Source organism: Methanosarcina sp. UBA5 (genome assembly GCF_002505485.1).
GTDB lineage: Archaea > Halobacteriota > Methanosarcinia > Methanosarcinales > Methanosarcinaceae > Methanosarcina.
Genome location: NZ_DAVG01000103.1, coordinates 79,871 through 103,499 on the forward strand (window position 1 = coordinate 79,871; position 23,629 = coordinate 103,499).

Here is a 23,629-nt window from a genome sequence, read left to right on the forward strand (position 1 = left end):
GATTATAACTATTTTTCCATTCAAGAGACTTTGCACCTGAACTCTCTTATCTGGAACTTTTCTTGCAAAGCCGCCCCAGGCTCAAATTATTATATATGTTATACATTATTAATTAGTAGTAGAAGATAATTCGATGAATAATGATACTCGGAGCATGAAATATGAAACCAAATAAAAAACCAGATATCAGTAGCGAAAATATGAGTACTAGCAAAAATATGAGTACTGATGCATTCACATACGTTACGTGGGCTATTTTAATTTTAAGTCCATTATATGTGCTTTATTTTTTATATTCATTAGCTACAGGAGGTTCGATTATTTATACCACAATACCTTCAGTAATTTCTTCGTGGCTGGAGTAATTACATTATTTGATATCCTTGCAGTTAATCAAATAATGACGTGAGAAATTGAGCTTTTATCGGATATCGTTTTTAATATATTTTTGATTTAATTTTATTGTTTTTGAACTTTTCGAATCTGAAAAACTATACTAATTTTACATTTTCACCTAAAGTCCTCAATCTGCACCTGAAGTCGAGAGAAAATAGGGCTTTAGATGCAAATCCCATTTAAGAGAGAAGGTTTCAAAGAGAAGGTGTGGATTCATCTTCCTGCAGAAGTTCGGAAAAAAGCAGGGAACAGCCCGGAATATGTTCGATGTTTACCATAATCAGATTGATATAAAAAGGCCCTCCGCGTTTAATCTCTATAGGTGAGGAGTCTACGAATTCCCAGATGTCAACAGGGTGTTTGAGATAAAAGGTCTCAAGTTCTGGGCTGTTCAAATGCATTCTGGATGAAAAACCTATGGCATGGACTGTGGAACTTAAAAGGGATTAAGCGCCCGCGTCTAGAAGAAATACGAAAAAGAAGTATTCCCCACGCGGCAGGTCAAGCATGAACTTGACATCTGTACGAAGCTCGGATAGTAAAAAGTCCTGCGTGCCTTTCCTGCACACCATAAGAAGCAGCACTTTGTCTTTAAGAAGGAGTTCCTGAACCGTGTCTGGCAGGAAAAGGTCCCCAAAAACCAGTTCAAAATACTCGTAATTCGCAGGCGTAAAATCGTTTCTGATGAATAGTATACCTTCCTCGCTCAACAGGGAATAACCCAGATTGCCCTGAGAATCGATTATTGGAGATTTTCCGGCAGAGGTTTCTCTCCAGAACTCGTCAAGAGCTTCGTCATCTATCCGGGACAAAATATGTACACAGGTTCCAACAGCAATATCTTTCAGTACTAAACCCCCTATATGCGATTAATCGCTTTTAGTCAAAGAAATGCAGGCAAAAGCCCGATAGTTATCAAAAATTAATAGTGGAGATAATTGATTAGAGATTATTAGTTGCAGAGTTTATATAAAAATAACATTATATAAATAAGCAGCCCATGAAAAAATCTCAGATTAAATTTCAGATTACGAATATACGTAATAAAAAAGTACATAAAAAAATCTAGTTGAAAAAGCAAAAAACCTGTATTATCATTTGATAAGCTTCCCAAGGAAATATCCAGGCTTTGCAGCAACGATTTCCACTTCTGCATACTGGCCGGGCTTTAGATTCGAGCCGCTTATAACAACCGGGCGGTAAGCATCAGTACGAGTGAGAACATCCCCTATTTCCGTATATTTTGAGACAAAGACCCGGCCTTTCCAGCCGATCATCGCCTGCTTGGACTCGATCTTGATTTGTTCACAGACCTTATGCAATTCATGGGAACGCTGAGCGGGAATCCGGGAGTCGAGGTTTCGGAAGGAAAAGGCTTTCGTGTGCGGGCGGGGAGAATATCTTGAAATATTGACCTTTTCGGGGCGATATTTCTGTACCCACTCGACAGTTTCTTTGAAATCAGCATCGGTTTCATCGCAGAAACCAACAATTATGTCGGTGAAGAGGGAGAAGTCTTCGAAACGAGCACGGAATTTTGTAATTATCGTGTCCACTACGTTCATTTTGTGCAGACGGTTCATTCTCTTCAGGACCGAATGGGAAGCAGACTGGATTGGCAGGTGAAGAAGTTTAAAGATCTTATCGGAATCAAAAGCATCTATCAGGTCGTCGAGAATGGGGAGGACAGAAAAAGGATTCATCATTCCGACCCTTACTTTGAAGTCCCCTGGAATTTCCGAGATCATTCGCAGGAGTTCAGGAAGTTTGAAACCCGTATCCATTCCATACTGGCTGTCGTCCTGAGAAGTGAGCCAGATTTCCCTGCAGCCGTCTGCAACCGCTGAACGAATATCTTCGACGATCTCAGCCGGCGGAAAAGAGTGCAGTTTGCCTCTTGCATATTTTACAATGCAGTAGGAACAGGCAAAATTGCAGCCCTGCGAGATCTGGCAGATGTGAATATTAGGGTTGGAACGCTCACGTGGAACATTGAGAAAGCCCACAGGTTCGGAAGCCCGGAATTCCAGATGTTCCCCTCCGGGCAGACCTCTCATTTTTCTCTGCTCGATTGAGGACAGAAGCTCACCAAGCCGGGAAATCGCATTTACTCCCAGGATATTGGCTTCGGGATTTGCATGCAGGATGTCCTCAAGCTGGACTTCAGGCATACAACCTGAAACGATAACTTCCACATTCTTCTCGCCCATGCTGCGGATTTTATACAGGATCTTCTGTTCTGTAGTGTATTTTACCGTACAGGAGTTGCAGATATAGACCTCTGCCTGATCGGCAGCCTCAGGGCCCAGCAGTTTATGCCCTAGTCTTTCGACACTTGCCTTCATTATCTCAGCTGATGCCTGACTTGCTGAACAGCCAAAACTTTCAAGATAGACTTTCATGATTTAACTCTAAATTCTATGTATTTTAATTCTGTAATTTTTAGTTCTGCATTTTTTAGTTCCGCACTTTTGAATTCTTCATGTTTAAATTTTGTACTTTTAAATTCTGCACTTTTAAATACTGCATTTGCTAATTTCGTAATCAAGTACTGTAATTAAATTCTGGAATCAAATTATATTTTCGCAAAGTTCGTGTTTTAAAAAAGAGGAAAAAGAGAATAAAAGGATTTACAGGTAGAGAGGAGTCTCCTGCTTATCCTTTATGTAAATACTATCTGTAAACCTGACAGCTCCGGATGCACCCATAGAAATCGTGTGTACCCTCGCATCTCCGCCGCCAAACAGGTTGACTTCTCGCAGAAAATGACCGGGAGTTACAGCTGATGCTGAAAAGATCACGTCGTTCCCGGGCACAAGCTTGTCGGTATCAAGGATATCGTTGATGTTTTCAAGGGTAATCCCCATTTTTTCGAGCCTTGGCATTTTTTCTTCGATTTCTGCATCAATCTTATCCTGACCCTTTCCATTTGCAACTGTTGGAAGCACAAGCCTTGCAAGGATTTTTCCGCCAAGGATTTTAATTGCAGCCGCTGTGAGCACGGCTTCACCTGAACCGCCTGCGCCCATCACCATATGAACGCCTGACCCGCGGATCGCAGTTGAAACTCCAGGCATAAGGTCTCCGTCACTGATCAGTTTTACGCGAGCGCCTGCTTCCCGAACCTCGGTTATTTTCTGGACGTGTCTTGGCCGGTCAAGAATTACGACAACAAGTTCTTCAATACTTCTGTCGAGAGCCTTTGCGACTATCTCAAGATTGTGCTTGACAGGGGCATCCAGATCAATCCTTTCACCAGGGTGTTCCTCTTCGTAGCGCACCACATCTGGCCCGACAACGATTTTGTCCATGTAGATATCCGGGCCATGGAAAATTCCGCCTCTTTCCGCCATTGCCATAACTGCAACCGAGCCAGGCCCGCCGTCTGCAGTAAGATTTGTTCCCTCAAGCGGGTCGACTGCAATATCAACTTCGAGGTCTCCCTTTCCTGTTCCTACCTGCTCCCCGATGTAAAGCATGGGAGCTTCATCCCTTTCTCCTTCCCCGATCTGGATTATGCCTTTCATGTCAAGCTTGTTCAGCATTCTTCGCATAGCGGCAACTGCCACCTGATCGGCAAAACTTTTGTTCCCGCGCCCCATCTGGTACGCTGCGGCAATGGCAGCCGCTTCGGTCACATGAATAAGTCTGGGCAATAATTCACATTCTATAGGCCCTGAACAATCAATCATTTCCTCTACGGTTTTTGGATGAGATATAAGGATCAACTCCCATTTTCTGTTTTGGATAATCTGCTTCCTGGTAATGAAACCTTTTTAAGGCAATTTACTCTCGATATTTAATTGGTCTCATAACACAATAGTATATTAATGAATCTATTGGCCGAACCGGAGTCAGGTATTTATTTTATGAAGCTTTCATCAGAGAAAGTCCTGTAGACAGAGGACCTTCAAGCAGGCTTCAAAATAAAGCATACAGATAAGAAGTATAAAAAAATGGCTAAAAAAGCTGGTTTAAAGCTTCCAAAAGCCTGGGCTCTAAAGCCCCTGAAGCTCAATTAAGAACGCTTCATAAAACAAAGTAGCTGCTAAAAAAGCTTGATTTGAGCCTGGTCTGAAGCATAACTTCAAGTTTGATTCAAAAAGAGCAGTTTCTGCTCAATTTACTTCAAGGGGAAACACCCGTGAGAATTCACTGTTTACAACACCTTAAAAACGATACCCTGGGAAATATAGGGACCTGGATAGCCGAAAGAGGATATAAACTTACGAAAACCCTACTCTATGAAGACGCTTTTTTTTCTGCCCCTGAGAAATTAGATTTGCTCCTGATAATGGGCGGCACCATGAGCGTTTACCAAGAAGACAAATATTCCTGGTTAAAGCCTGAAAAAGAATTTGTAAGAAAAACGATAGAAGCAGGCAAACCTGTACTTGGAAGCTGTTTTGGAGCTCAGATGATTGCTGAAGTGCTGGGCGGAAAAGTTACGAAGAATCGGTATAAGGAAATTGGTTGGCACACAGTACGGTCTATGGAAGGGAAAAGCCCTAGCAAGATAGAAAGTTCGAAACTTCCAGCCTGCATGTTTCCGGAATTTACAGGTTTCATGTGGCATGGGGATACTTTTGAGATTCCAGCCGGTGCAGTGAAACTTTTTGAAAGTGAAGCCTGCCCGAATCAGGGATTTCTCTACAATGGAAAGGTTCTCGGCCTGCAGTTTCATCCTGAGGCAAACCGGCAGTGGGTAAGAAACCTGATAAGGGATTCGGGGCACGAGCTCGTGCAAGGAAAATATATCCAGTCTGAAAAGGAGATATACATACAGGAAAGCTTTTTTGAAAGTTCCAGAAACCTGGCTTTTTCTCTCATGGACTGGTTTGAAGAAAAATGTAGACAAAGAAACTAAGGAGTGAAAAAAATTAACGTGAGAGCGAACAGAGTGTGAAAAAGAAGTCAAATGTGAAAAAGAAGTAAAATGTGAAAGAGAATAAAATGTGAAAAAGAAGTCAAATGTGAAAGAGAGTAAAATGTGAAAAAGAAGTCAAATGTGAAAGAGAGTAAAGTGCGAAAGAGAAGCTGAAGAGAAACTTTGAATGCAGCTTCAGGTTGCCTTTTTTACTTTGAAAAATCTGCCAGCGCCACCCTCTCAATCACAAGTTCAGGAATGTGCTCTTCGCCTGAAGCCTCAATTTCAGCATCCGTGATGCCGAACATGGAAAGGATTCCCTGCCTTTTGGAATCGGAATAAGCAAGGAGCTCGGAACAGGGCTTTTCGATGATCAGTTCTTTCAATGCAGTGAGAGCCAGCACAAGATTGTCCATTTTTCCAATAAGCACGAATACGGCATTGTTTTCCCCTTTACGCAGCCCTATAGAAAAACTTCTTTCAATCTGCCTTTCTCCGGATGCATACCGCATAATCTCGATACCGGGATCGTTTGCTATGTTCCTGCCCACGGCAATTGCCCGAAGAGCTTTTCCCAATGCGAAATGAAGGTGCCTTTCACCTGCAATAAGATCTGCGTTCAAGCCCTGGATAATGACGTCATTTTCGGAAGCAATCGAACCTATTGATTTCAGAAAGCCGGAAAGATTCGGGATATTTACGTTCCCGCAGACTACCTGGATTTCCCTTTGTGTTGCCATAGTCCTGCCATAGCGCGGGCTTTACAATAAGGATTTCGGTTCTATGAAGATCAATGACTTTAAGGTCAACACATCATTTCCCATTAATGGGCTTCCGCAGCCAAGGATGTGTATAGGAGCATTTAGTATAGACATATTTCCACTCAAAAAAGGAGTTAAAAAGGTGTACAGGCTTTTCAAATATTCCGATACTACCTTAAATTTAATAATTTTCTGTAAGAGATGTTCATGGCCTTTCCTCTGTAGGGAAATACTTTGTTTTAGCTGTGGTAACCTCGGAATAATGTTTGTCTGAAAGATCTTCTTTCCCTGACCAAAAAATTGCCTTGTGATATTTCCAGACATCAGGATCAAGTTCAATAATTCCTACATGGACCACAATTTCAAAGACAAACCAGTAAGCTGCAAGCAGATGCAATAAGCGAAGTAACCCCAAGGCATTGACATTGAAAAAGGACGCAAAATACCAGGTTACGGAAAGTATCCATGACGAAACAGGGATTCCAAAAGGAGACCAGTCAAGGTTGTAAAGCACTACTCCTGTAATTGCTACAATGACAATTGCTATACTCTCAAGGACAATCAGTATTTTCATCATAGGATGGAGTTTAGTCTCGTAGTGACCAGTAGTTTCATCATAGATACTAAATGCCGGATACCTGCCTTTTCCAAAAAAGTTCTTTATTATGTCAATGAGGCGCTCTGCATCAGCTTTTCCGAAAACGTAAGAGTCCTTAAAATGCACTATTCTGTCTCTGGCGCTGCATCTTTCTTCTTTGCATGAAAAAAGGTTGTATGGAACCAAAATCCAGTTTGCAGCCAGGAAAAAAGGTACAGCAATTATATGCCAAGTTCGAGCTGTCTGAAAAGCCATGAAATCCCAACCAAAGTAGATTTTGAATCCCGTAATAAGCAGGATAAACATGGTAATAAGATGCACTAAATGAGTAACCCTCTCAAGCCAGGTATAGCGTTCAACAATTACTCTTCTGAAGGCGGGTCTTTGAGCAGATCGTACCATACTTCCAACCTCCTTCAAAGTATCTTGATTGTATAATCCGGGTGTTTTCCGGTTTTATCAATTGTGTGAACTGCACATGCCAGGCAGGGATCGTAAGAACGGGCTGTATGTAGAATCCCAAGAGGATTCGAATAATCTACTCCAAGTGCATTTTCGGCAGCTGAAATTTTGGTGCCTATGAGAGCCTGCTCAACAGGGCTTGGAATATCCTGTGAGTTTCTGGGGGCAAGGTTCCAGGTACTCGGAACCACAGCCTGGTAAAGAGTTACCATAGAATCCGGCCCTGTGGCAATCCAGTGCCCCAATGCCCCTCGCGGTGCTTCCCACAAGCCCATACCTGCGGAATTCGCTGCCATGGAAAGCTCAGTATGCACAGCAACCTTTCCACCGGCCTCAAGATCCTGTGTAAGCCATTTCATAAGTTCTGAATATAACACAAGGATTTCCTGCATCCTTGCAACCATGCGAGTATAATTATTGACAGGATAGTAGCCGTTGTCTTGGAAAGTTTTTACCAAGCCAGTGACAAGGGGTTCTCCCATAATTATCATACGAGCAAGAGGGCCAACCTCACATGGGATACCATTATAATTTGGAGCTTTTGACCATGAATAACGGCTCGCTGATCCTTTAGTGTAATCGATTTTCCCAGGATCCCCTTCTGGAACCGTAGCCCCGTTCCAGGGAGGACGGTCTTCTACATTGTCAATGTAAAAGGCATGACGAGTGCTTTCTGAGATCTTTTTGTAATCGAATTTTTCAAGCTTGAAATTTCCATTCATGTAGCCGGAAGGAATAACCCTACTGTCTGCAGGACTTGTGGGATCGTATCCATCTCCTTTCTCAGGCTTGAAGAAAGCTCCGTAAGAAAGAAATCCGATTTTATTAGGGTCTTTGTAAGCCCCGGCAAGATCCATTTTCATACTAATAGGCAGACCAAGAAGCTTTTCTCCTATCAACTCCGAGCCAAAAGCCGCAAAGAGTGGAACATCCCCCCAGCCAGCAGAGTGTGAGAAGTCCTTGCTGGTGAGGGATTTGTTCAAAAGTTCTTGCAAGTGATTAAGAACGAAATTAGCAGCCTTTTGAGGAGAAGAAGCTTTGTAGGTATTTGCAATCCATGTATCAGGAGAGACCCCAAGAGTAAATGCTTCAACAAACTCCATCGTCTTTGATAGGTAGCCTACAAGTTGCCCAATATCTGCAACAGTTGGGGAATATACAACTCCTCCAACATGCTGAAGAACCTGATGAGGCATTTTGCCAGCTATTAGAGCAATGGCTTCGTGCAAGCGACGAAATTCCGCTATAGCACCAACATAGGACGAGCCAGCCGGATAACTGGTCCCATTAAGTTGATAAATCAAAGGTGCAAAACGTCCGGAAAGTTCTTTCCATACTGCATTTCCAACATCCCCATATTTTGCCAGAATATCACGGTAAGCCGGGTTTGCAAGATCAGGTCCCCAAAGTACATAGATATGTGCCGCATGACTGGCTATGTAATTAAACCCCTGTTCAATGTTTCGCATTACAAGAGCATTTTTGGGAACCTGACCTGCAACCCCAAAAAGTTGATCTAGGGCATTTGCTGCAGATATGCTATGGCAAATAGGACAGACTCCACAGATTCTCTGTGCCAAAAGTGCCGCATCCCTGGGATCCTGATGCTGTAGGAGACGTTCAAAACCCCTTAATTGCAAGCCATTACTCTGGGCGTCAGTAATTACACCTTCCCCGTTGACTTCGGTGTTAACCCTGTAGTGTCCTTCAATTCTTGTAAGAGGATCAACAGTGACCTGTACCATTATTTCTCACCCCCAGTTTCTTCTGAAGTTGTTTCTTCGGCAACCTCTCCCTCGTCCTCAGGTCTTTTCATAACAGTTCTTCTCACAGCGTGAGCCCCTGCAGCAAGTAGCGCGCCTCCTATTGCCACTCCTGCTATAGTATTGATATTTGTACCTACAATTCCTGTTTTCTCAACTTCCACGAAAAAAGGCCTGGTGCTGTCCGGAAAACCCGACTGAACGCAACCAATACAGGGAGAACCTGCCTGAGGACAGTAATTGAGGTGGCCGTTCCAGTTGCGAGTGGCACAATCTGCATGAGTATAAGGCCCCTTACATCCCAGTTTCCAGAGGCACTTAGGTCCACCTACTGTCAGCTCAAACTCTCCACGGTCATAGTATCCGCGACGAGAACAGTTATCATGAATAACATGGTCAGGCGGGAAGAAAACCTTTGGACGTTTCCAGTGATCCAGTACATAAGGTAAATCATCAGGTATCTTTATCTTTCCCAAAACAACTGCGCCTATTGTCAAAAAAACCCAGTCTGGATGAGTAGGGCAACCAGTAAGATTAATTACAGGCTTTTCGATGCCAAGAAGATCTAAAATCCCCTTTGAGGAATCTTCCATAGTAAAGGCAATCCCACGGGGATCCATAAGTTCAACTATATCACTCTTAGCAGCGTTCACCCCACTATTAGTCGCACAATTTCCAATTGCAACAATTGCTAAAGCGTTTTTAGCAGCTTTCGCGTAAATCTCCTTATAGGGTCTACCCCCTAACATAAGATATTTCCCGGAGCCTTGTGGTCCATTAGCGACCGCTCCTTCAGAAACTAGAACGTAGCCTTTTTCTTTTTCTAAGATCCCATCCAGCAGAATCTCCGAATTCAGATCACTTGTATTTGCAAGCTTCCCATCTACGAAAATTCCCTGCTGCATCATTAGAACTTCATGATAGAGAAGTTTGAGATTGTAAACCCTAAGGAACTCTACGATATCAGGTGATCCTCCATCCAGCATTGATATGGTACAACCACTGTCCATTACCCCATGAAGCCACACCACTTTAGTTTCCGAAAGTTGAAGGGCTTTCGCTATATCGCTTTTATATGTTTGTAAAAAAAGCGAAGCTCCTAACGCCCCAACAGCTTTTATAAAAGTCCTTCGATCCATCTTCATGAAATCGAGATTTTTAAACTTTTCAAGTAAGCCATCATTATCCGTTCCACTTCCCCCATGTTGCAAATAATTTTATATAAAGATATATAAAAAATGGAATCCAATATATTAAAGGCTATCACATCTTCAAACCCGCTTCGCAAGTAAGTTTTTATGTTGCAGCAGGAAATTAAGATATTTCAAGATTCAACTTTTTAAAAAGAAAAGATAAAGGCTCTTTCTATTGGTATTTCTGTTAGTGACAGGTTTCTGTTAGTGATCAAGAAAAATATATTCCTGACAAATCTTAGACATTCTTGACAAATTTGTCATACTTTCAATATATAAAGATAATTAAATAACAGTTAGAATAAATTTAATTTTTCTAAAAACTTATATATTTTAATATCGCTACTCTATTTATTGAAATTTTAAGGTTAGTAACATTTAGTAATAATGCTGCATATTTAAGGGAAAAGATTTTGCAGCAAAATAAGGGGGATAGGATATGACTATTGGGGATGGTCACGATTTAAGGTCGCCGAGATTTGCAGGCGATGAGGTTCTGGAGGCTTGCAATGACAAAGAAAGAATTCTCCAGAGAGGAGATAGCGGCTCTGCAGTAAAGAAAGTTCAACAGGCTCTAATAATTTTAGGCTTTCCTGTGCCTGGGGTTGGAGCCAACGGTATTTTTGGCGATGAAACCGAACTGGCGGTCAGAAGTTACCAAGAATCACGCGGATTGAAAGTTGACGGAGTAGTAGGGTCAGAGACCATAGGAAGCCTGGATAACGAATTTTTCACGGGCGTTCCGGAACCCTCGGTTTCGCCAACAATCGAGCCGCAGCTATCAGAAGTTTCAACTCCTTTATACCCAGAATCTCCGGTTCGATCACCAAGGGCGTCTCCATTGGGGCCGGTAGGAGCACCGCCAGTAAAGGTACCCAGAGCTCCGCGAGTAGAAGCGCCTGAAGTAAAAGTACCTAGACCTCCAACTACAACAGTCGTAAGATCTTCACATGAGACCAGGCCGACAACTCCACGTACAGTCAGACCACCGATAACTCCACATGTGACCAGATTATCTGAGACGGTTGATGATAAAGGACGTAAATTCCATACTGCAGGAACCGTGAGTGGAAATAATTCTTCTTTTGAAGCTGAAGCTGGAAAATCTATACGTCTTGAGTTAAGTAACCTCAATGTCAAGGAGTCAAGCGTCACGGTAAAGACAAATACAGGAGAAGCAAAAGAATCCGTACTTTTACCTGAAGCCCTTGTAGATTTTGAATTCTCTGCAATAGAAGAGCCCTTTATATGGAGATTTTACATCGAAACTGACAGTGAAGACTCTTTAATCGAGTGGAAACTCTATAGCAACTGGGTGCCGGGAAAATCAGAGTAACTTATTAAGAGGAAAGAGCCCTTTATATTAAGCAGGCTCCAAATGAAAGTTTAGATGAAAAAGGAGAGCTGTATTAACCTTAAAAGATATTAAAATGAGGATATGTCCTGAGAGACAAAAACCTAACTTCTTTTCTTTTCAGAGGCATATTCAGTCCTTTTTAGAGTTCTGTCTGGCAGATTTTAAAATAAGCTTTTTATTCGTAGAGTCTTGAAACATAACTTATTTGTCTAGCTGAATTTAGGATATAGATTAATTAGAAAAACGAATAAAAATAGAGAACGAAACCGAAAAAAAGTAACTTAATAAAAATGGTTAAAGTGAGTAAGAAATCTCTTCCCTGATAATCCCTATGGCTTTGTCCACACCCTTAAGGACATCCGGACTTATTTCCTGCGTAGCTTCCGTGACAATCAATCCGATTTCAATCCCAATAACCACGATTTCCGGAAGCTCTTGGACCTGTTCTCCTATTTTCAATACATCTGTAATTGTCAGGTCATGTACTGAAACCAGGGGGTGAAATTCGGTACCTTCCAGTAAGTCTTTCCCTTCTATACGGTGTATTGAACCTGGGGGGCTGTTAGCCAGAATTGCATCAACTATAATGACTTTTCTGGCACCGTCGAGAAGATTTAGAAGGTCAAGTCCGCAGACCCCTGCATCCACTATATCGAGATCTTTGAGATCTTTAAGTTCGGTTTTGTTAAGGGCTTCAATGACTTTGAGGCCAACACCATCGTTTCCCATTAATGGGCTTCCGCAGCCAAGGATACGGACAGGAGCATTTAGTATAGACATATTTTCACTCAAACAAAAAAGGATTTAAAAGGTATACAAGCTTTTCAAACATGCCTGTACTACCTTAAATTTAATATTTTTCTTTAAGAAATTTTCAGGGCCTTTCCTCTGTAGGACAATACTTTGTTTTAGCTGTGATAACCTCAGAGTAATGAGTATCTGAGAGATCCTCTTTTCCTGTCAGGAAGATAGCTTTGTAGTACTTCAAGACATGAGGATCAAACTCCAGAATGCCCACATGGACTACCAGTTCAAAAACAAACCAGTAGGTCAGCAGCAGGTGAAGTATCCTGAGGAACTCCAAAGCAGACAGGTTGAATAAAGGCGAAATAAGGCCTGCCACATACAGGATCCATGAGGCTATAGGGAGGCCGAAAACCGACCAGTCGAGCTTGTAAAGAACAACACCTGAAACCGCGATAAAGAAGAGAGCTGTACCTTCAAGCACGATCAGGATCTTCATTAAGGGATGAAGTTTGGTCTTGTAGTGGCCAGTAGTCTCATCATAGATACTAAATGCAGGGTATCTGCCTTTCCTGAAGAAGTTGCCAATTATACCGCCCATGCGAGCTGCATCCTTAGGACCAAAAACATAATGGTCCGTAAAGTGTGAAATTTTTCCCATAAACCCATGGCCTTCGGAAAAGATGTTGTAAGGGATAAGAATCCAGTTCACTGCAAGCAGGAACGGGACCGCTATCATGTGAAGCCCGCGGGCGGTATGGAAACTCATAAAGTCCCATCCCGTATAGATCTTTAATCCGGTGATGATGAGCACTAACATTGCAACAGCATGGACGGTATGAGCTATCCTGTCAGTTGCGGTATAGCGCTCAACAACCATTGACCGGTTGTCTTTGGATTTCATTGTGGGTCATCTCCCTGTACTATACTTACTTAGAGTATTCTTAGAGTATTTGGAGCGTTTTTCCCAGTCAGGTCAATGGTGTGGACTGCACATGAGATGCAAGGATCATAGGACCTGCCCATATGGAAGATGCCAACTGGATTGGTATAATCAACAGATCCTACTGGGCTGATATTTGAACCAATGAGAGACTGTTCGAGCGGACCAGGGATGCCTTTGCTGTCTCTTGGGGACATTAACCAGCTACCTGGAACTATGGCCTGATAGTTGGTAACCTTTCCATCGCTGCCAGCAGATATCCAGTGACCAAGAGCTCCACGAGGTGCTTCCCATAGGCCCATTCCCGTATTATTTTTAGCTGCATTAAGGTCTATAGGTACGGAAATCTTGCCTCCTGGTGTATAGTCGACTGTTACCCAGTTGAGAAGTTCATATGCGAGAATTGCCATTTCCTGCATACGAGCCAGCATTCTGGTATAAACATTAGCTGCAGAGTAGCCTTTCTCATTGAAAGTCTGAGCCAGGCCGGTTACAAGAGGCTCTTTTATATTTAGCATGCGTGCAAGAGGCCCGACTTCACCTGGAATTCCGTCGTATCTCGGAGCCTTGTCCCAGCTGTACTGGCTGTTCGAACCTCCTGTGAAGGCGATTTTATTTGGATCCGTAAACGGAACGGTTTCACCTTTTGTTGGTGCGAGGTCATTGGCACTGTTCTGGTAGAAGGAGTGAGCAGTGCTCTCCGTAATCTTTTCCGGATCAAATTTCTGATATTCGAGCTTTCCTGATACCACACCTGAGGTGAAAATACGGTCGCCTGCTGGGCTCTTCGGGTCGTATCCGTCTTTGTACTTGTAGTATCCACCGTATGCAACGAAGCAGATCTTTGAGGGGTCCTTGTACCCACCGATTGTATCATGTTTAAGGCTTGCTGGAAGGCCAAGAATATCTTCTCCTACAAGCTTGGAACCAAAAGCTGCATAGAATTCCACATCTCCCCAACCTGCGTCTTTGGAGAAATCGTTGGAAGTGGTTGCCTTGTCAACAAGTCCCTGGAGGTGTTCAGTAACAAAGCTTACTGCTTTTTGAGGAGAGCTTGCCTTATAGGTATTATTGATCCAGTCATTGAATGGAACTTTCAGAGTATGTTTGGATACGAAGTCCATTACCTGCAAATAGTAAGAGGCAAGTTTGGTTACATCTGCGACAGTAGCCGGGTAGGTATATCCACCTGGATAAAGGGATGAAGGACCAGGCATTCTGCCTGCAATAAGTGCAATAGCCTCTTGAAGGCGTTTCTTTTCAGGAATTGCTGCAAGATAGGAACTTCCTACAGGTACAGCCACTCCATCCATCTTGTAGCTGATTGGAGCAAACCTTCCAACCATCTCTTTCCAGACTGCGTTTCCGGTGTCTCCCAGTGTTGTAAGGACTTTTTTGTACGCTGGGTTTGCAAGGTCAGGACCGAAGAGAACATATATATGAGTTGCATGGCTTGCAACCATGTTCAGACCCTGGAAAATGTTCCTCATCATAAGAGCATCTTTTGGAACACTCCCAGCTACACCATAAAGATCGTCAAGAGCATTTGTGGCTGTCAATCCATGAGCAAGAGGACAGACACCACAAATTCTCTGAGTAAGAAAAGCTGCGTCTCTTGGATCCTGTTTCTGCAGAATGCGTTCAAAACCCCTGAATATAAGGGAAGATGACTGTGCATCAGTAATAACACCGTCAGCACCTACTTCGGTGGATATGCGTTGGTGGCCTTCAATTCTGGTTAAGGGATCAACTGTAACGTTTACCATTTTTCACTCACTCTCCTTTTCCCATTCTCCTAACAGCATGTACGCCTGCAGCAACTGCAGCTGCTCCGACTGCAACTTTGGCTACGGTGTCAATGTTTGTTCCGGCAACTCCTATATCTTCACGTTCGACATACAGTGGCCTTGATGTGTCTGGGAAGCCAGGCTCGACACAGGCAATACAGGGACCACCTGCCTGGGTACACATGCTTACTGAACCATTCCACTTACGAATCGCACAGTCTGCGTGCGCATAGGGAGCTTTACATCCCAATTTCCACAGGCAACCTGGCCCGCCAACCTCCTCATCGAACTCTCCGCGGTCATAGTATCCGCGGCGGGGACAATTGTCATGGACAACATGATCTGGGGGATAGAAGACCTTTGGCCTGCCGTAGTCATCCAGGAGGGTATTGAGATCGTCAGGAACCTTGATCTTTCCAAGAATCACCGCGCCCAGGGTCAGAAGAATCCAGTCAGGGTGGGCAGGGCAACCAGGAATGTTGATTACTGGCTTATCTATGCCAAGCTCCTTCAGCATGCCTCCTTTTACGTCCTTTGAGTAAGCTACTCCTTTGTAATCTGTATCCTTAGCAACATCGCTGTCTGCAGAGGTAATTCCTCCGTATGCGGCACAGGCACCGACTGCGACGATGGCGACTGCGTTCTTTGCAGCTTCTGCAAGGGAATCCTTGAAAGTTTTGTTTCCAATAACCAGGTAGCGTCCTGAACCATTTGGACCGTTCGGAATTGAGCCTTCAACAACCAAGATATACTTGCCTGCTTTGTAAGTCTCTTCAAGGAGAATCTCAGAGTTAAGCTCGGAGTTGTTTACAAGCTTACCGTCATTCCAGATTCCCTGTTGTGCACAAATAGTCTCATGGAAAACAAGATTGACGTTGAGCTTTTCTAGTGCCTGTACAAGGTCAGGATTGCCGGCATTTAAGACCGATTCGGAGCAGCCAGTGCATTCAGAGCCGTGCAACCATACAAGCTTGGTCTCTGCAAATTCAAGCGCACCTACAATCTCAGCCTGGTATGTGTTCAGGAATGTAGCTGCACCCATTGCACCTAATGCTTTCATGAAAGTGCGCCGATCCATTTTTAGGAAATCTACACTATCCAGTGTACGGACAAGATTTTTTATTCCAGTACTCATCTCTACCACATCTTGATTTTACCCAAATTATACATACGAAAGAAAATTTTGAATAATTGTCCACAATAATTATATAAATTCATGCATAAATTTACCACTAATGTTTTCAATGTGGGAATAGTATTTAAGGTTTTTTACACGCTCCGATAAATATATTAATTGGCTGCATTGGGAGTATATGATTCAATAATAAATATAATAGGCCTTCAAATATAAATAACACAATTTGATGCACATAAATGTGCGTTATAGTATATAAAAGTGGAATTTGGGTATCTTGAAGGAGAAAAAAGAATTAAAAAAATCAATTTAATTTTGAAAGTTAAAAGTTAATGCTGAAATCGTGATTCATATTTAGAAATTTACTTATATTTATGACAAAAAGCATAAAATAAGATAAAAAGCAGAAAAGTTTTGAAAAGCAAAGAAAAAATCACTTATTTTTTAAGGAATATTTTAGTAGATCGAGCTTCTAAAAAGAACTAAAATTTCATGATAGGGAACTACATTACCACTACTGACCCTGTTTAAGTCTCAAGGATCCGGATAATTTCGGTTCTACTAAAAGCTTTTCAGTTTTTAACCCGGGTTTTTCTCTATTAACTATGATCTTCAGTGTTCTGAAAAACACTCTCAATAGGAACTTAAAACGGAAAAGAAGTGCTAAAAAGCTCATCTTATTATGTGAAGCTGCAGAATAAATACTACTCAAACCTCAATTATTCATATCTTTTAGAATTAGAGGTATTCAGACTCAAATAGAGCGATTTTAGAACCCTTTCTAAAACATATCTAAAGCAAGTTCAAGATCAAAACAAAAAACATCTTTAAATTATGCAAGCGAAATGAAAAAACAAAAAGAATATAAAATAGAACCATAGAATTTTAAAAAATAATTTTCGACAATAGATTTATTTAAAACGTAAAATCAGGTTCTTGTTCATGATACCTCCATTTTTCTATCTGCGGCAAGTGGAGAAAGGAAAAACGAGCATTTAAAAGCAGCAGTAGAGAAATAAAAACAAGTAGGGGATAAAAACTGTTTAACCAGTTAAGGAAATAAAACTGGAGGGTTTTTGCTAAGTTGAGACCTGTAAATATATATACCCCACAAATATATATCTCTTGTAAAATAATTCTTGTAAAACCCTTAGTAAAACCCTTAATATATATCTTACAAAACTCTTAATACAGGAATTTACCTCATAAAAAATGAATTTATATAAATTAATAGGATTTTAAAAGAAAAGAGTTCGAGGAAACATGTGTATAGCTATTCCTGGAAAAGTAAAATCCATTGTAAATGAGAATACTGCAACGATTGACATGGGCGGGATCTGCAGAGATGTAAATATGGACCTTATGGGAGGCGCCAATGAATCCCAAATAGGAAAACACTTTCTTGTCCATGTTGGATATGCAATAGCCGAAATCTCGGAAGAAGAAAGTGAAGAAACAATGCACCTTCTCAGACAGATTGCGGGACTTGAGGAGATAGATACCCCAGAAAGCGAATCTATCTGAAAGCGGACGCTGATGAAAAATGGAAAACGGGAATTCCCTCTCAAAGCCAGAAGTTCCTGAACTTGAAAGAAAGCTTCTGGAAAGAATAAGAAGCTCGGATAAACCGCTTCGCATAATGCATGTCTGCGGAACTCACGAGCGGACTATAGCAAAATATGGGTTAAGGAGTGTCCTTCCGAAAAATATTGAGGTAATAAGCGGCCCTGGATGCCCTGTTTGTGTGACTCCTGAAGAAGACGTTAATATTGCAATAGCCCTTGCGAAAAGTGGGGCAACCGTTGTCACTTTTGGAGACATGATGCGGGTTCCAGGTTCGGCCGAAAGTTTACTGGATGCGAAGTCTGAAGGGGCAAATGTAAAAATGGTCTATAGTATCGATGATGCAGTTGCCCTTGCGGAAAAAAAGCCAGAACTTGAGGTAGTCTTTTTTGGAATAGGCTTTGAGACCACCGTTCCTGCAAATGCGGCTGCCCTTTTAAGAAATACCCCCGAAAATTTCAGCCTCCTTGCCTCGCAGAAGCGAACTCCTCCCGCAGTCGAATTCCTTGCAAGGGATGCAGACGTTGATGCCTTTATAGCTCCAGGGCATGTGGCAACCATAATAGGCTCAAAACCCTTTGAATCTCTTGCAGAAAAAGGATTTCCTGTTGTCGTAAGTGGGTTTGAACCCGCAGACATTCTCCTTGGAATAAACCTGTTACAACTGCAGGCAGAGGAAGGGATCTCAAGGGTAGATAACGGTTATCCGAGAGCTGTAAAACCTGAGGGAAACCAGATTGCCCTCAAAATAATGAAGGAAGTATTTGAAACCTCGGATTCTGAGTGGCGAGGCATAGGAAGAATAGAGAATTCTGGACTTGCACTCAGGAAAGAGTTTGAGGAAAAAGACGCCGCAAAAAAGCATGAAGACTTATATGCTTCTGCCCTTGAAGATGTCCGAAAGAAAACCGGAAGAAAAGACAAAAAACGCTGTATCTGCGCAGCTATCCTTACTGGGAAAGCAAAACCTTCCCAATGCCCAAATTTCGGGAAGGACTGTACCCCGAAAAGCCCTGCAGGCCCCTGTATGGTAAGCCAGGAAGGTATGTGTTATAACTGGTTCAGGTACTCAAGAGAAGGAGGCAACAGGGTTGCATGAATTTTCCATTGCGTGTGAAATTTACGAGCAGGTGATGGCTACTGCCAAAGAGCACGGAGCCACGGAAGTTAAGCACGTAACCCTTCAGATGGGAAGGCTATCTCATACTAATCCGGAACAGCTTAATTTCTGTTTTAAAGTTCTTGCAGAGGAAAGTATTGCCAAAGATGCGGATTTTATTGTAGAAATGATCCCTCCCTCCCTTGAATGCGACTGTGGATACACGGGAAAAGTAGATGAAAAAAAGATACGAAAAAACTGTGAATTCGAAAGCGAACTTCTTGCTTACGCTGCAGTCATGGAATGCCCAGCCTGCGGAAAGCCTGCCCAGATTACAGGTGGCAGAGAGCTGATAATTAAAAGTATAGAGATTGAAACTGAAGACCAGGATTAAACCGCAAACAAGTAAAAATGAGAAAAAAATTTCCCAAGTGATGTTTATGTTAATGCACGTAATTGATATGGGACACGATGTCTACAAAGCAAATGACAAAGTTGCTGAAAAAAACAGAAAGAAACTTGACAAGCATCAGGTTTTCTCGGTAAATGTTATGGGTGCAATCGGGTCAGGAAAGACCACTCTGATTGAAGAGGCTATCAGGCAACTTAAGGATAAGTATAGAATAGCTGTGATCGCAGGAGATGTAATTGCAGAGATGGATTCTTCCCGTTTCAGAAAACTCGATGTCCCTACTATTCCTGTAAATACTGGGAAAGAGTGCCACCTTGATGCAAAACTGGTGGAAAAAGCCCTGGATGAAATAGATCTTAATAACACGGATCTACTGTTAATTGAGAACGTAGGCAACCTGATTTGCCCTGTGGATTTCAAGCTAGGGGAACACCTGAGGGTCGTAATCGTGAGCGTGACTGAAGGAGACGATATTATACTCAAGCACCCCATGATATTCAAGACTGCAGAGCTTGCAGTTATAAATAAAGTTGACATTGCACACGCGGTTGACGTCGATGCTGAAAAAATGAGAGACGACATTCTTTCCTTAAACCCGAAGGTGCCGGTTATCCTGACTTCAAAGCACGACTGGGAAAGCCTGGAAACCTGGATTAGCTTTATCGAGCTTGGAGTTAAAGAAGCTCAGAATAGATAAAAGGCAAGATTAAAGAAATCAAGGTAGAAACCAGATTAAAGAGAATTAACTCGAAGCTAGGGTTAAGAAGATTTAAAGTAGATTGAAAAGATCCAGTGGGTTTAAAAGGCGAAAAAAAGGAGACTTATATGAAATCCAATACCATTTCTCTTGAGCACGGTGCAGGCGGAGAGGTCATGCAGGCACTTATAGGAGAAATAATTCTTAAAAACTTTCGTAATAAAAGTGCAGGCTCGATAGGGCTTGAATGTCTTGATGATGGGTCCACGGTCAGGCTTGAGGGCTTCAATAAGGGATGCGAACTCGTATTGACTACTGATAGTCATGTGATAACACCTGCCTTTTTCCCAAATACCAATATAGGAAGGCTTGCAGTTGCAGGAACTGTTAATGATCTTACGGTTATGGGTGCAAAGCCCCTTGCCCTTACCTGTGCAGTCATAGTTCCTGAAGGTTTTCCACTCAGTGAGTTTGAGGAAATAATTAAAACAATGGATGAAACGGCTGCAGAGGTTGGCGTGCCCATAATAACGGGCGATACGAAAACTATGGAGAAAACCGCGCTCGATTCAATTATCCTGAACACTGCAGGCCTGGGGATCACGGATAGTCCTGTCAGGGACTCAGGGCTTCAGCCGGGAGACAAAATACTGGTTACAGGAACTATTGGCGATCACGGAATCTCGCTTATGGCTCACAGGGAAGGTTTTGACTTTGATACCGACCTTGCCTCGGATTCAGCCCCACTCTGGAAACTCATAGAACCCCTCCTGAAACTCAGAACCCCGGAGGGCGAACCCGTAATTACGGCAATGAAAGACCCAACTCGCGGAGGGCTTGCAAATGCTCTGAATGAGATGGCAGCAAAATCCGGAGCAGGCATTCTTATTGAAGAAGACTGGATTCCTTTCAAACCAGCCGTTTCCGCGGCCTGTGAGATGCTGGGCCTTGATCCTCTTGAGGTTGCAAATGAAGGAAAAGCAGTTATAGGAGTCAAATCCGGCTTTGAAGAAGAAGTGCTTTCGATTCTAAGGCAGCATCCTTACGGCAGGGATGCCGCTGTCATAGGAGAAGTTACTCCAGATAAGAGAGAAGTAATACTGAGAAACCGTTTCGGCGGCATGCGCTTTGTAGATGTACCTGCTGGAGATCCGATTCCCAGAGTATGCTAAAAATCGCCAGGCACCAGCTGAGGTTGATTAAAATATATTGGAATTGAGTTTAGAAGTAAAGTTGTTTCCTCTCGTTTAATTGGATTTACTTTTCATTTCTCTTTTTAATTTCTCTTTTAATTCTCTATTTTTCATTATCTGTTTTTCATCCTCTATTTTCATTCTCTATTTTCATTCTCTATTTTTTATTTTTTCGTTTTCAATCTCTATTCAGTCTATGTTTTCCAGCTTACATTTTTGAGATTTCTCAGCCACTAGTAATAAATAATGTTTAAAAGTAAATTATCTTATAGAAATTCGTAATATAATGATAAAATAAGTTGAGAAGATTTTAAGAACAGGGTAGTCACAGAAAATACAATGATCTTATGGAAGTATCCCAGGTAAATCTATCGAGCAGGATATTTACTGAAAATAGGAAGGAAGTCGAGGTATGAACCGAGATCCAATTGTGGAACAGGAACTATGGCGCTCAGTTGCAGTATATTTTGTATCTTTTTTGATCGTGGGAGCCCTGAATGCTATGGGATACATATCGGTAGAAGGTATTGCAACTTTTATCCTGGCCTTCATAATAACATCAATTCATTTCGCACTCATGGTCAGATACAGAAGGAAAGAGCAGTTAACAGATCCTTCAATCTCTTCAATAATAGACCATGTATTTCAACCAAAAAAACCTGAAAGGAGAAACAGCATACATATAGAATCCGGGTACAACTTCCGTTCTATTTTGACATTACTGATCGTTGCATACCTTATTTACCATTATGCAGTCTAAGTAAGAATTTAAACCAATTGACTCATGAGACAATTACAAAAGCAATAGGCCTGTTTTCGATATAAAAAGCCTAAATGAAACTTTTGAGGCTTATGAAGGGCAAAGTTTCCTGTATGACAGAAATTAAAACTGAAAAATGACATGATCAATTCTCGGATAATAAAAAACTGCGTTTGAAAGAACGGAGACATATTTATGATAATGAATTTTAAAGGCAAAAGCCCGAAGATCTCGGAAACGGTTTTTATTGCGGATTCTGCAGACGTGATAGGGGATATTGAAATCGGGGACTTTTCAAGTGTATGGTTTAACGCCGTGCTTCGCGGAGACAGGAACAAAATAAAAATCGGGAGCCGGACAAGTATTCAGGATAACGTGGTTATTCACGTAAATCCTGAGAATGGAGTTCAGATTGGGAATGATGTAAGTGTGGGACACGGAGCTGTACTTCACGGGTGCAGAATTGAAAACAATGTGCTTATAGGGATGAATTCTACAATATTGAACGGGGCTGAAATAGGAAGAAATTCTATTGTAGGTGCAAATGCGCTGATTCCTGAGGGGAAGAAATTTTCTGAGAACAGCCTAATTATCGGAGTTCCGGGGAAGGTTAAGAGAGAAATTGAAAAATCCGAAATTAAAGCCATAGCAGAAAACGCTGTAGAATATGTGGAGTTTGTCAGAGAGTATAGAGAAGAAATGAGAAACATACAAAAAATCTAAAGATATGAGCTAACAAAAATTATTGGATAAGCAACTAAAAGAAAGAAGTTAAAATTTATCCTGATTGCGATACAGAGAAAATAAAAAACAAGAAAAAAGCCCTTCAATTGCAGTGCTCTTATCCTGCGCAATTCTAGGGTTTGGTCAGGTTTACACAGGTTATCCTCTTCGAGGATTTGCGATACTTGCTGCACTGGGGATTAGTTTATGTTTGATAGCTCTTTTGATCGGATTTGCTACATTTGTCTGTACCTGGATATTTGTAGTTTAGATATGTACAGGATAGTAAAAAGACGAAATTATGGGATAGAGAAGAAGAGGAGTAACGTTTCAGTATAATTATTTTAGATGTGTATTATTTAAACTTTTTAAACTGAAAAAAATAATTTTTTTTAGCTTTTTCCTTTGCTTTTTCCTTTAATACTTTAACGTGCATAAAGAGTAATACGAATTTGAAATGGAGATGAAACGAAAATGAGAAACATAAACATCCTGTACTATGGAAAAGTAAAACCGGTGGATGTATATGAAAGTATGTTTGAGTATGTAAAAAGCTCCGGCACTTCGGATTGCGAGAAAGACTACATTCAGGGCCAGCCTAATTATTTTGTTGAAGAATGGCAGGCTGCACTGGACAGCGAGATATATTTTGAATATGATCCGATGAAGGACGCAGGAGAACTCGAGATCGACGGGCAAAATTATACCCGTATAGGCCGGGGATTAACCGAGTTAAGTTATGTGCCCACTGACAGCCTGTCTGACATTCTGTATGTTATTTACCACTGTGACCATAACATGCGAAAATGTACCTGCACCAATGAAATCTTCCAGACAAAAGAAGAAGCAGAAAGGAGAGCAAACGAGCTTAGAGGAAAAAGTGACTTATCCTGATCTTCCTTACCTCACGGAATATTATAAATAAAAACCTGAAAAAAAGCAACCATATATCCAGTAGTCCTAATTACAGGCAGGACCGGACCTGTGATATTAGTTGCTTACCATCTACTGAGCTTATTTCAAAACTACCTCCAATCCCTTCTAGACCAATATTTTGGAGTAGAAAAATTGGCTTTGTAGAAATCCTAAATTGACCAGTTATTATATAAAAGGTTTTAAATAAAGTGCTTCTTCCACTTTTTACCACAAAAACATAGGAGCACCTAAAATAAGTGA

At 41.7% G+C, this 23,629-nt stretch carries 24 protein-coding genes; 11 read left to right on the top strand and 13 right to left on the bottom strand.

Translation table 11 applies throughout. From position 1 onward, the window contains the following. Positions 1–161 precede the first annotated feature (161 nt). The gene (locus BP621_RS12110) at positions 162–365 is read left to right on the top strand and encodes a hypothetical protein (protein ID WP_292390279.1); all 204 of its coding nucleotides are present in this window, start codon (positions 162–164) and stop codon (positions 363–365) included. A gap of 225 nt (positions 366–590) precedes the next feature. On the opposite strand, the gene BP621_RS12115 is transcribed toward BP621_RS12110, so the two are convergent. The 5 genes from BP621_RS12115 to glpX form a co-directional block, all read right to left on the bottom strand. Continuing rightward, positions 591–797: a hypothetical protein gene (locus BP621_RS12115; RefSeq protein WP_292390281.1), complete on the bottom strand. Its 207-nt coding sequence runs from the start codon at positions 795–797 to the stop codon at positions 591–593. A gap of 45 nt (positions 798–842) precedes the next feature. Next, a complete protein-coding gene (locus BP621_RS12120) occupies positions 843–1,208 on the bottom strand; it encodes a hypothetical protein (protein WP_292390283.1) in 366 nt (121 codons plus the stop codon). Positions 1,209–1,490: 282 nt separating this feature from the next. After that, positions 1,491–2,798, bottom strand: a complete 1,308-nt coding sequence (locus BP621_RS12125; RefSeq protein ID WP_292390286.1) for a tRNA (N(6)-L-threonylcarbamoyladenosine(37)-C(2))-methylthiotransferase — start codon at positions 2,796–2,798, stop codon at positions 1,491–1,493. Then, positions 2,795–2,944, bottom strand: a complete 150-nt coding sequence (locus BP621_RS12130) for a hypothetical protein (protein WP_292390289.1) — start codon at positions 2,942–2,944, stop codon at positions 2,795–2,797. The genes BP621_RS12125 and BP621_RS12130 overlap by 4 nt, the downstream gene beginning before the upstream one ends. A gap of 82 nt (positions 2,945–3,026) precedes the next feature. Further along, on the bottom strand, positions 3,027–4,115 hold the full coding sequence (glpX, locus tag BP621_RS12135) for a class II fructose-bisphosphatase (RefSeq protein ID WP_292390346.1): 1,089 nt from the start codon (positions 4,113–4,115) through the stop codon (positions 3,027–3,029). A 425-nt stretch (positions 4,116–4,540) separates the two neighbouring features. Between glpX and BP621_RS12140 the strand changes: the two genes are divergently transcribed. Further along, entirely contained in the window at positions 4,541–5,263 is a 723-nt protein-coding gene (locus BP621_RS12140; protein ID WP_292390293.1) for a type 1 glutamine amidotransferase, read from the top strand. Positions 5,264–5,472: 209 nt separating this feature from the next. Here the strand turns inward: BP621_RS12140 and cgi121 are convergent, their stop codons facing one another. The 4 genes from cgi121 to BP621_RS12160 all read right to left on the bottom strand — a co-directional run bounded on the left by cgi121 (position 5,473) and on the right by BP621_RS12160 (position 9,992). After that, complete coding sequence (cgi121, locus tag BP621_RS12145; protein WP_292390295.1) at positions 5,473–6,003, bottom strand: KEOPS complex subunit Cgi121; 531 nt, start codon at positions 6,001–6,003, stop codon at positions 5,473–5,475. Positions 6,004–6,229: 226 nt separating this feature from the next. Then, the gene (locus BP621_RS12150) at positions 6,230–7,024 is read right to left on the bottom strand and encodes a cytochrome B (protein ID WP_292390298.1); all 795 of its coding nucleotides are present in this window, start codon (positions 7,022–7,024) and stop codon (positions 6,230–6,232) included. A gap of 14 nt (positions 7,025–7,038) precedes the next feature. Continuing rightward, positions 7,039–8,829, bottom strand: coding sequence for a nickel-dependent hydrogenase large subunit (locus BP621_RS12155; RefSeq protein WP_292390300.1), 1,791 nt, complete (start codon positions 8,827–8,829; stop codon positions 7,039–7,041). Beyond that, positions 8,829–9,992: a hydrogenase small subunit gene (locus BP621_RS12160; protein WP_292390349.1), complete on the bottom strand. Its 1,164-nt coding sequence runs from the start codon at positions 9,990–9,992 to the stop codon at positions 8,829–8,831. The genes BP621_RS12155 and BP621_RS12160 overlap by 1 nt, the downstream gene beginning before the upstream one ends. A gap of 487 nt (positions 9,993–10,479) precedes the next feature. Between BP621_RS12160 and BP621_RS12165 the strand changes: the two genes are divergently transcribed. Then, on the top strand, positions 10,480–11,376 hold the full coding sequence (locus BP621_RS12165; RefSeq protein WP_292390302.1) for a peptidoglycan-binding protein: 897 nt from the start codon (positions 10,480–10,482) through the stop codon (positions 11,374–11,376). A 315-nt stretch (positions 11,377–11,691) separates the two neighbouring features. Here BP621_RS12165 and BP621_RS12170 read toward each other — a convergent pair whose 3' ends face one another. The 4 genes from BP621_RS12170 to BP621_RS12185 all read right to left on the bottom strand — a co-directional run bounded on the left by BP621_RS12170 (position 11,692) and on the right by BP621_RS12185 (position 16,006). Then, positions 11,692–12,177 carry a hydrogenase maturation protease gene (locus BP621_RS12170; protein WP_292390304.1) on the bottom strand — a complete coding sequence of 162 codons (486 nt, stop codon included), beginning with the start codon at positions 12,175–12,177 and terminating at the stop codon, positions 11,692–11,694. A 94-nt stretch (positions 12,178–12,271) separates the two neighbouring features. Further along, positions 12,272–13,045 (bottom strand): cytochrome B, encoded by a 774-nt coding sequence (locus tag BP621_RS12175; RefSeq protein ID WP_292390307.1) that lies wholly within the window; start codon positions 13,043–13,045, stop codon positions 12,272–12,274. Positions 13,046–13,074: 29 nt separating this feature from the next. Next, positions 13,075–14,850: a nickel-dependent hydrogenase large subunit gene (locus BP621_RS12180; protein WP_292390310.1), complete on the bottom strand. Its 1,776-nt coding sequence runs from the start codon at positions 14,848–14,850 to the stop codon at positions 13,075–13,077. A 7-nt stretch (positions 14,851–14,857) separates the two neighbouring features. Beyond that, on the bottom strand, positions 14,858–16,006 hold the full coding sequence (locus BP621_RS12185; protein WP_292390311.1) for a hydrogenase small subunit: 1,149 nt from the start codon (positions 16,004–16,006) through the stop codon (positions 14,858–14,860). A 1,263-nt stretch (positions 16,007–17,269) separates the two neighbouring features. Between BP621_RS12185 and BP621_RS12190 the strand changes: the two genes are divergently transcribed. The 8 genes from BP621_RS12190 to BP621_RS12225 all read left to right on the top strand — a co-directional run bounded on the left by BP621_RS12190 (position 17,270) and on the right by BP621_RS12225 (position 23,347). Beyond that, positions 17,270–17,530, top strand: a complete 261-nt coding sequence (locus BP621_RS12190; RefSeq protein WP_011306835.1) for a HypC/HybG/HupF family hydrogenase formation chaperone — start codon at positions 17,270–17,272, stop codon at positions 17,528–17,530. Positions 17,531–17,549: 19 nt separating this feature from the next. Next, positions 17,550–18,668, top strand: a complete 1,119-nt coding sequence (hypD, locus tag BP621_RS12195; protein WP_292390316.1) for a hydrogenase formation protein HypD — start codon at positions 17,550–17,552, stop codon at positions 18,666–18,668. Continuing rightward, positions 18,661–19,062 (top strand): hydrogenase maturation nickel metallochaperone HypA, encoded by a 402-nt coding sequence (gene hypA, locus BP621_RS12200; protein ID WP_292390319.1) that lies wholly within the window; start codon positions 18,661–18,663, stop codon positions 19,060–19,062. Before hypD ends, hypA begins: the two co-directional genes overlap by 8 nt. Before the next feature lie 46 nt (positions 19,063–19,108). Next, positions 19,109–19,777, top strand: a complete 669-nt coding sequence (gene hypB / locus BP621_RS12205; protein WP_292390351.1) for a hydrogenase nickel incorporation protein HypB — start codon at positions 19,109–19,111, stop codon at positions 19,775–19,777. A gap of 128 nt (positions 19,778–19,905) precedes the next feature. Then, a complete protein-coding gene (gene hypE, locus BP621_RS12210; protein WP_292390321.1) occupies positions 19,906–20,949 on the top strand; it encodes a hydrogenase expression/formation protein HypE in 1,044 nt (347 codons plus the stop codon). 433 nt (positions 20,950–21,382) lie between these two features. After that, entirely contained in the window at positions 21,383–21,730 is a 348-nt protein-coding gene (locus BP621_RS12215) for a hypothetical protein (protein ID WP_292390323.1), read from the top strand. Between the two features lie 195 nt (positions 21,731–21,925). Next, positions 21,926–22,453, top strand: a complete 528-nt coding sequence (locus BP621_RS12220; protein WP_292390325.1) for a gamma carbonic anhydrase family protein — start codon at positions 21,926–21,928, stop codon at positions 22,451–22,453. 474 nt (positions 22,454–22,927) lie between these two features. Then, positions 22,928–23,347: a hypothetical protein gene (locus BP621_RS12225; RefSeq protein WP_292390327.1), complete on the top strand. Its 420-nt coding sequence runs from the start codon at positions 22,928–22,930 to the stop codon at positions 23,345–23,347. The last annotated feature ends 282 nt before the right edge of the window (positions 23,348–23,629 follow it).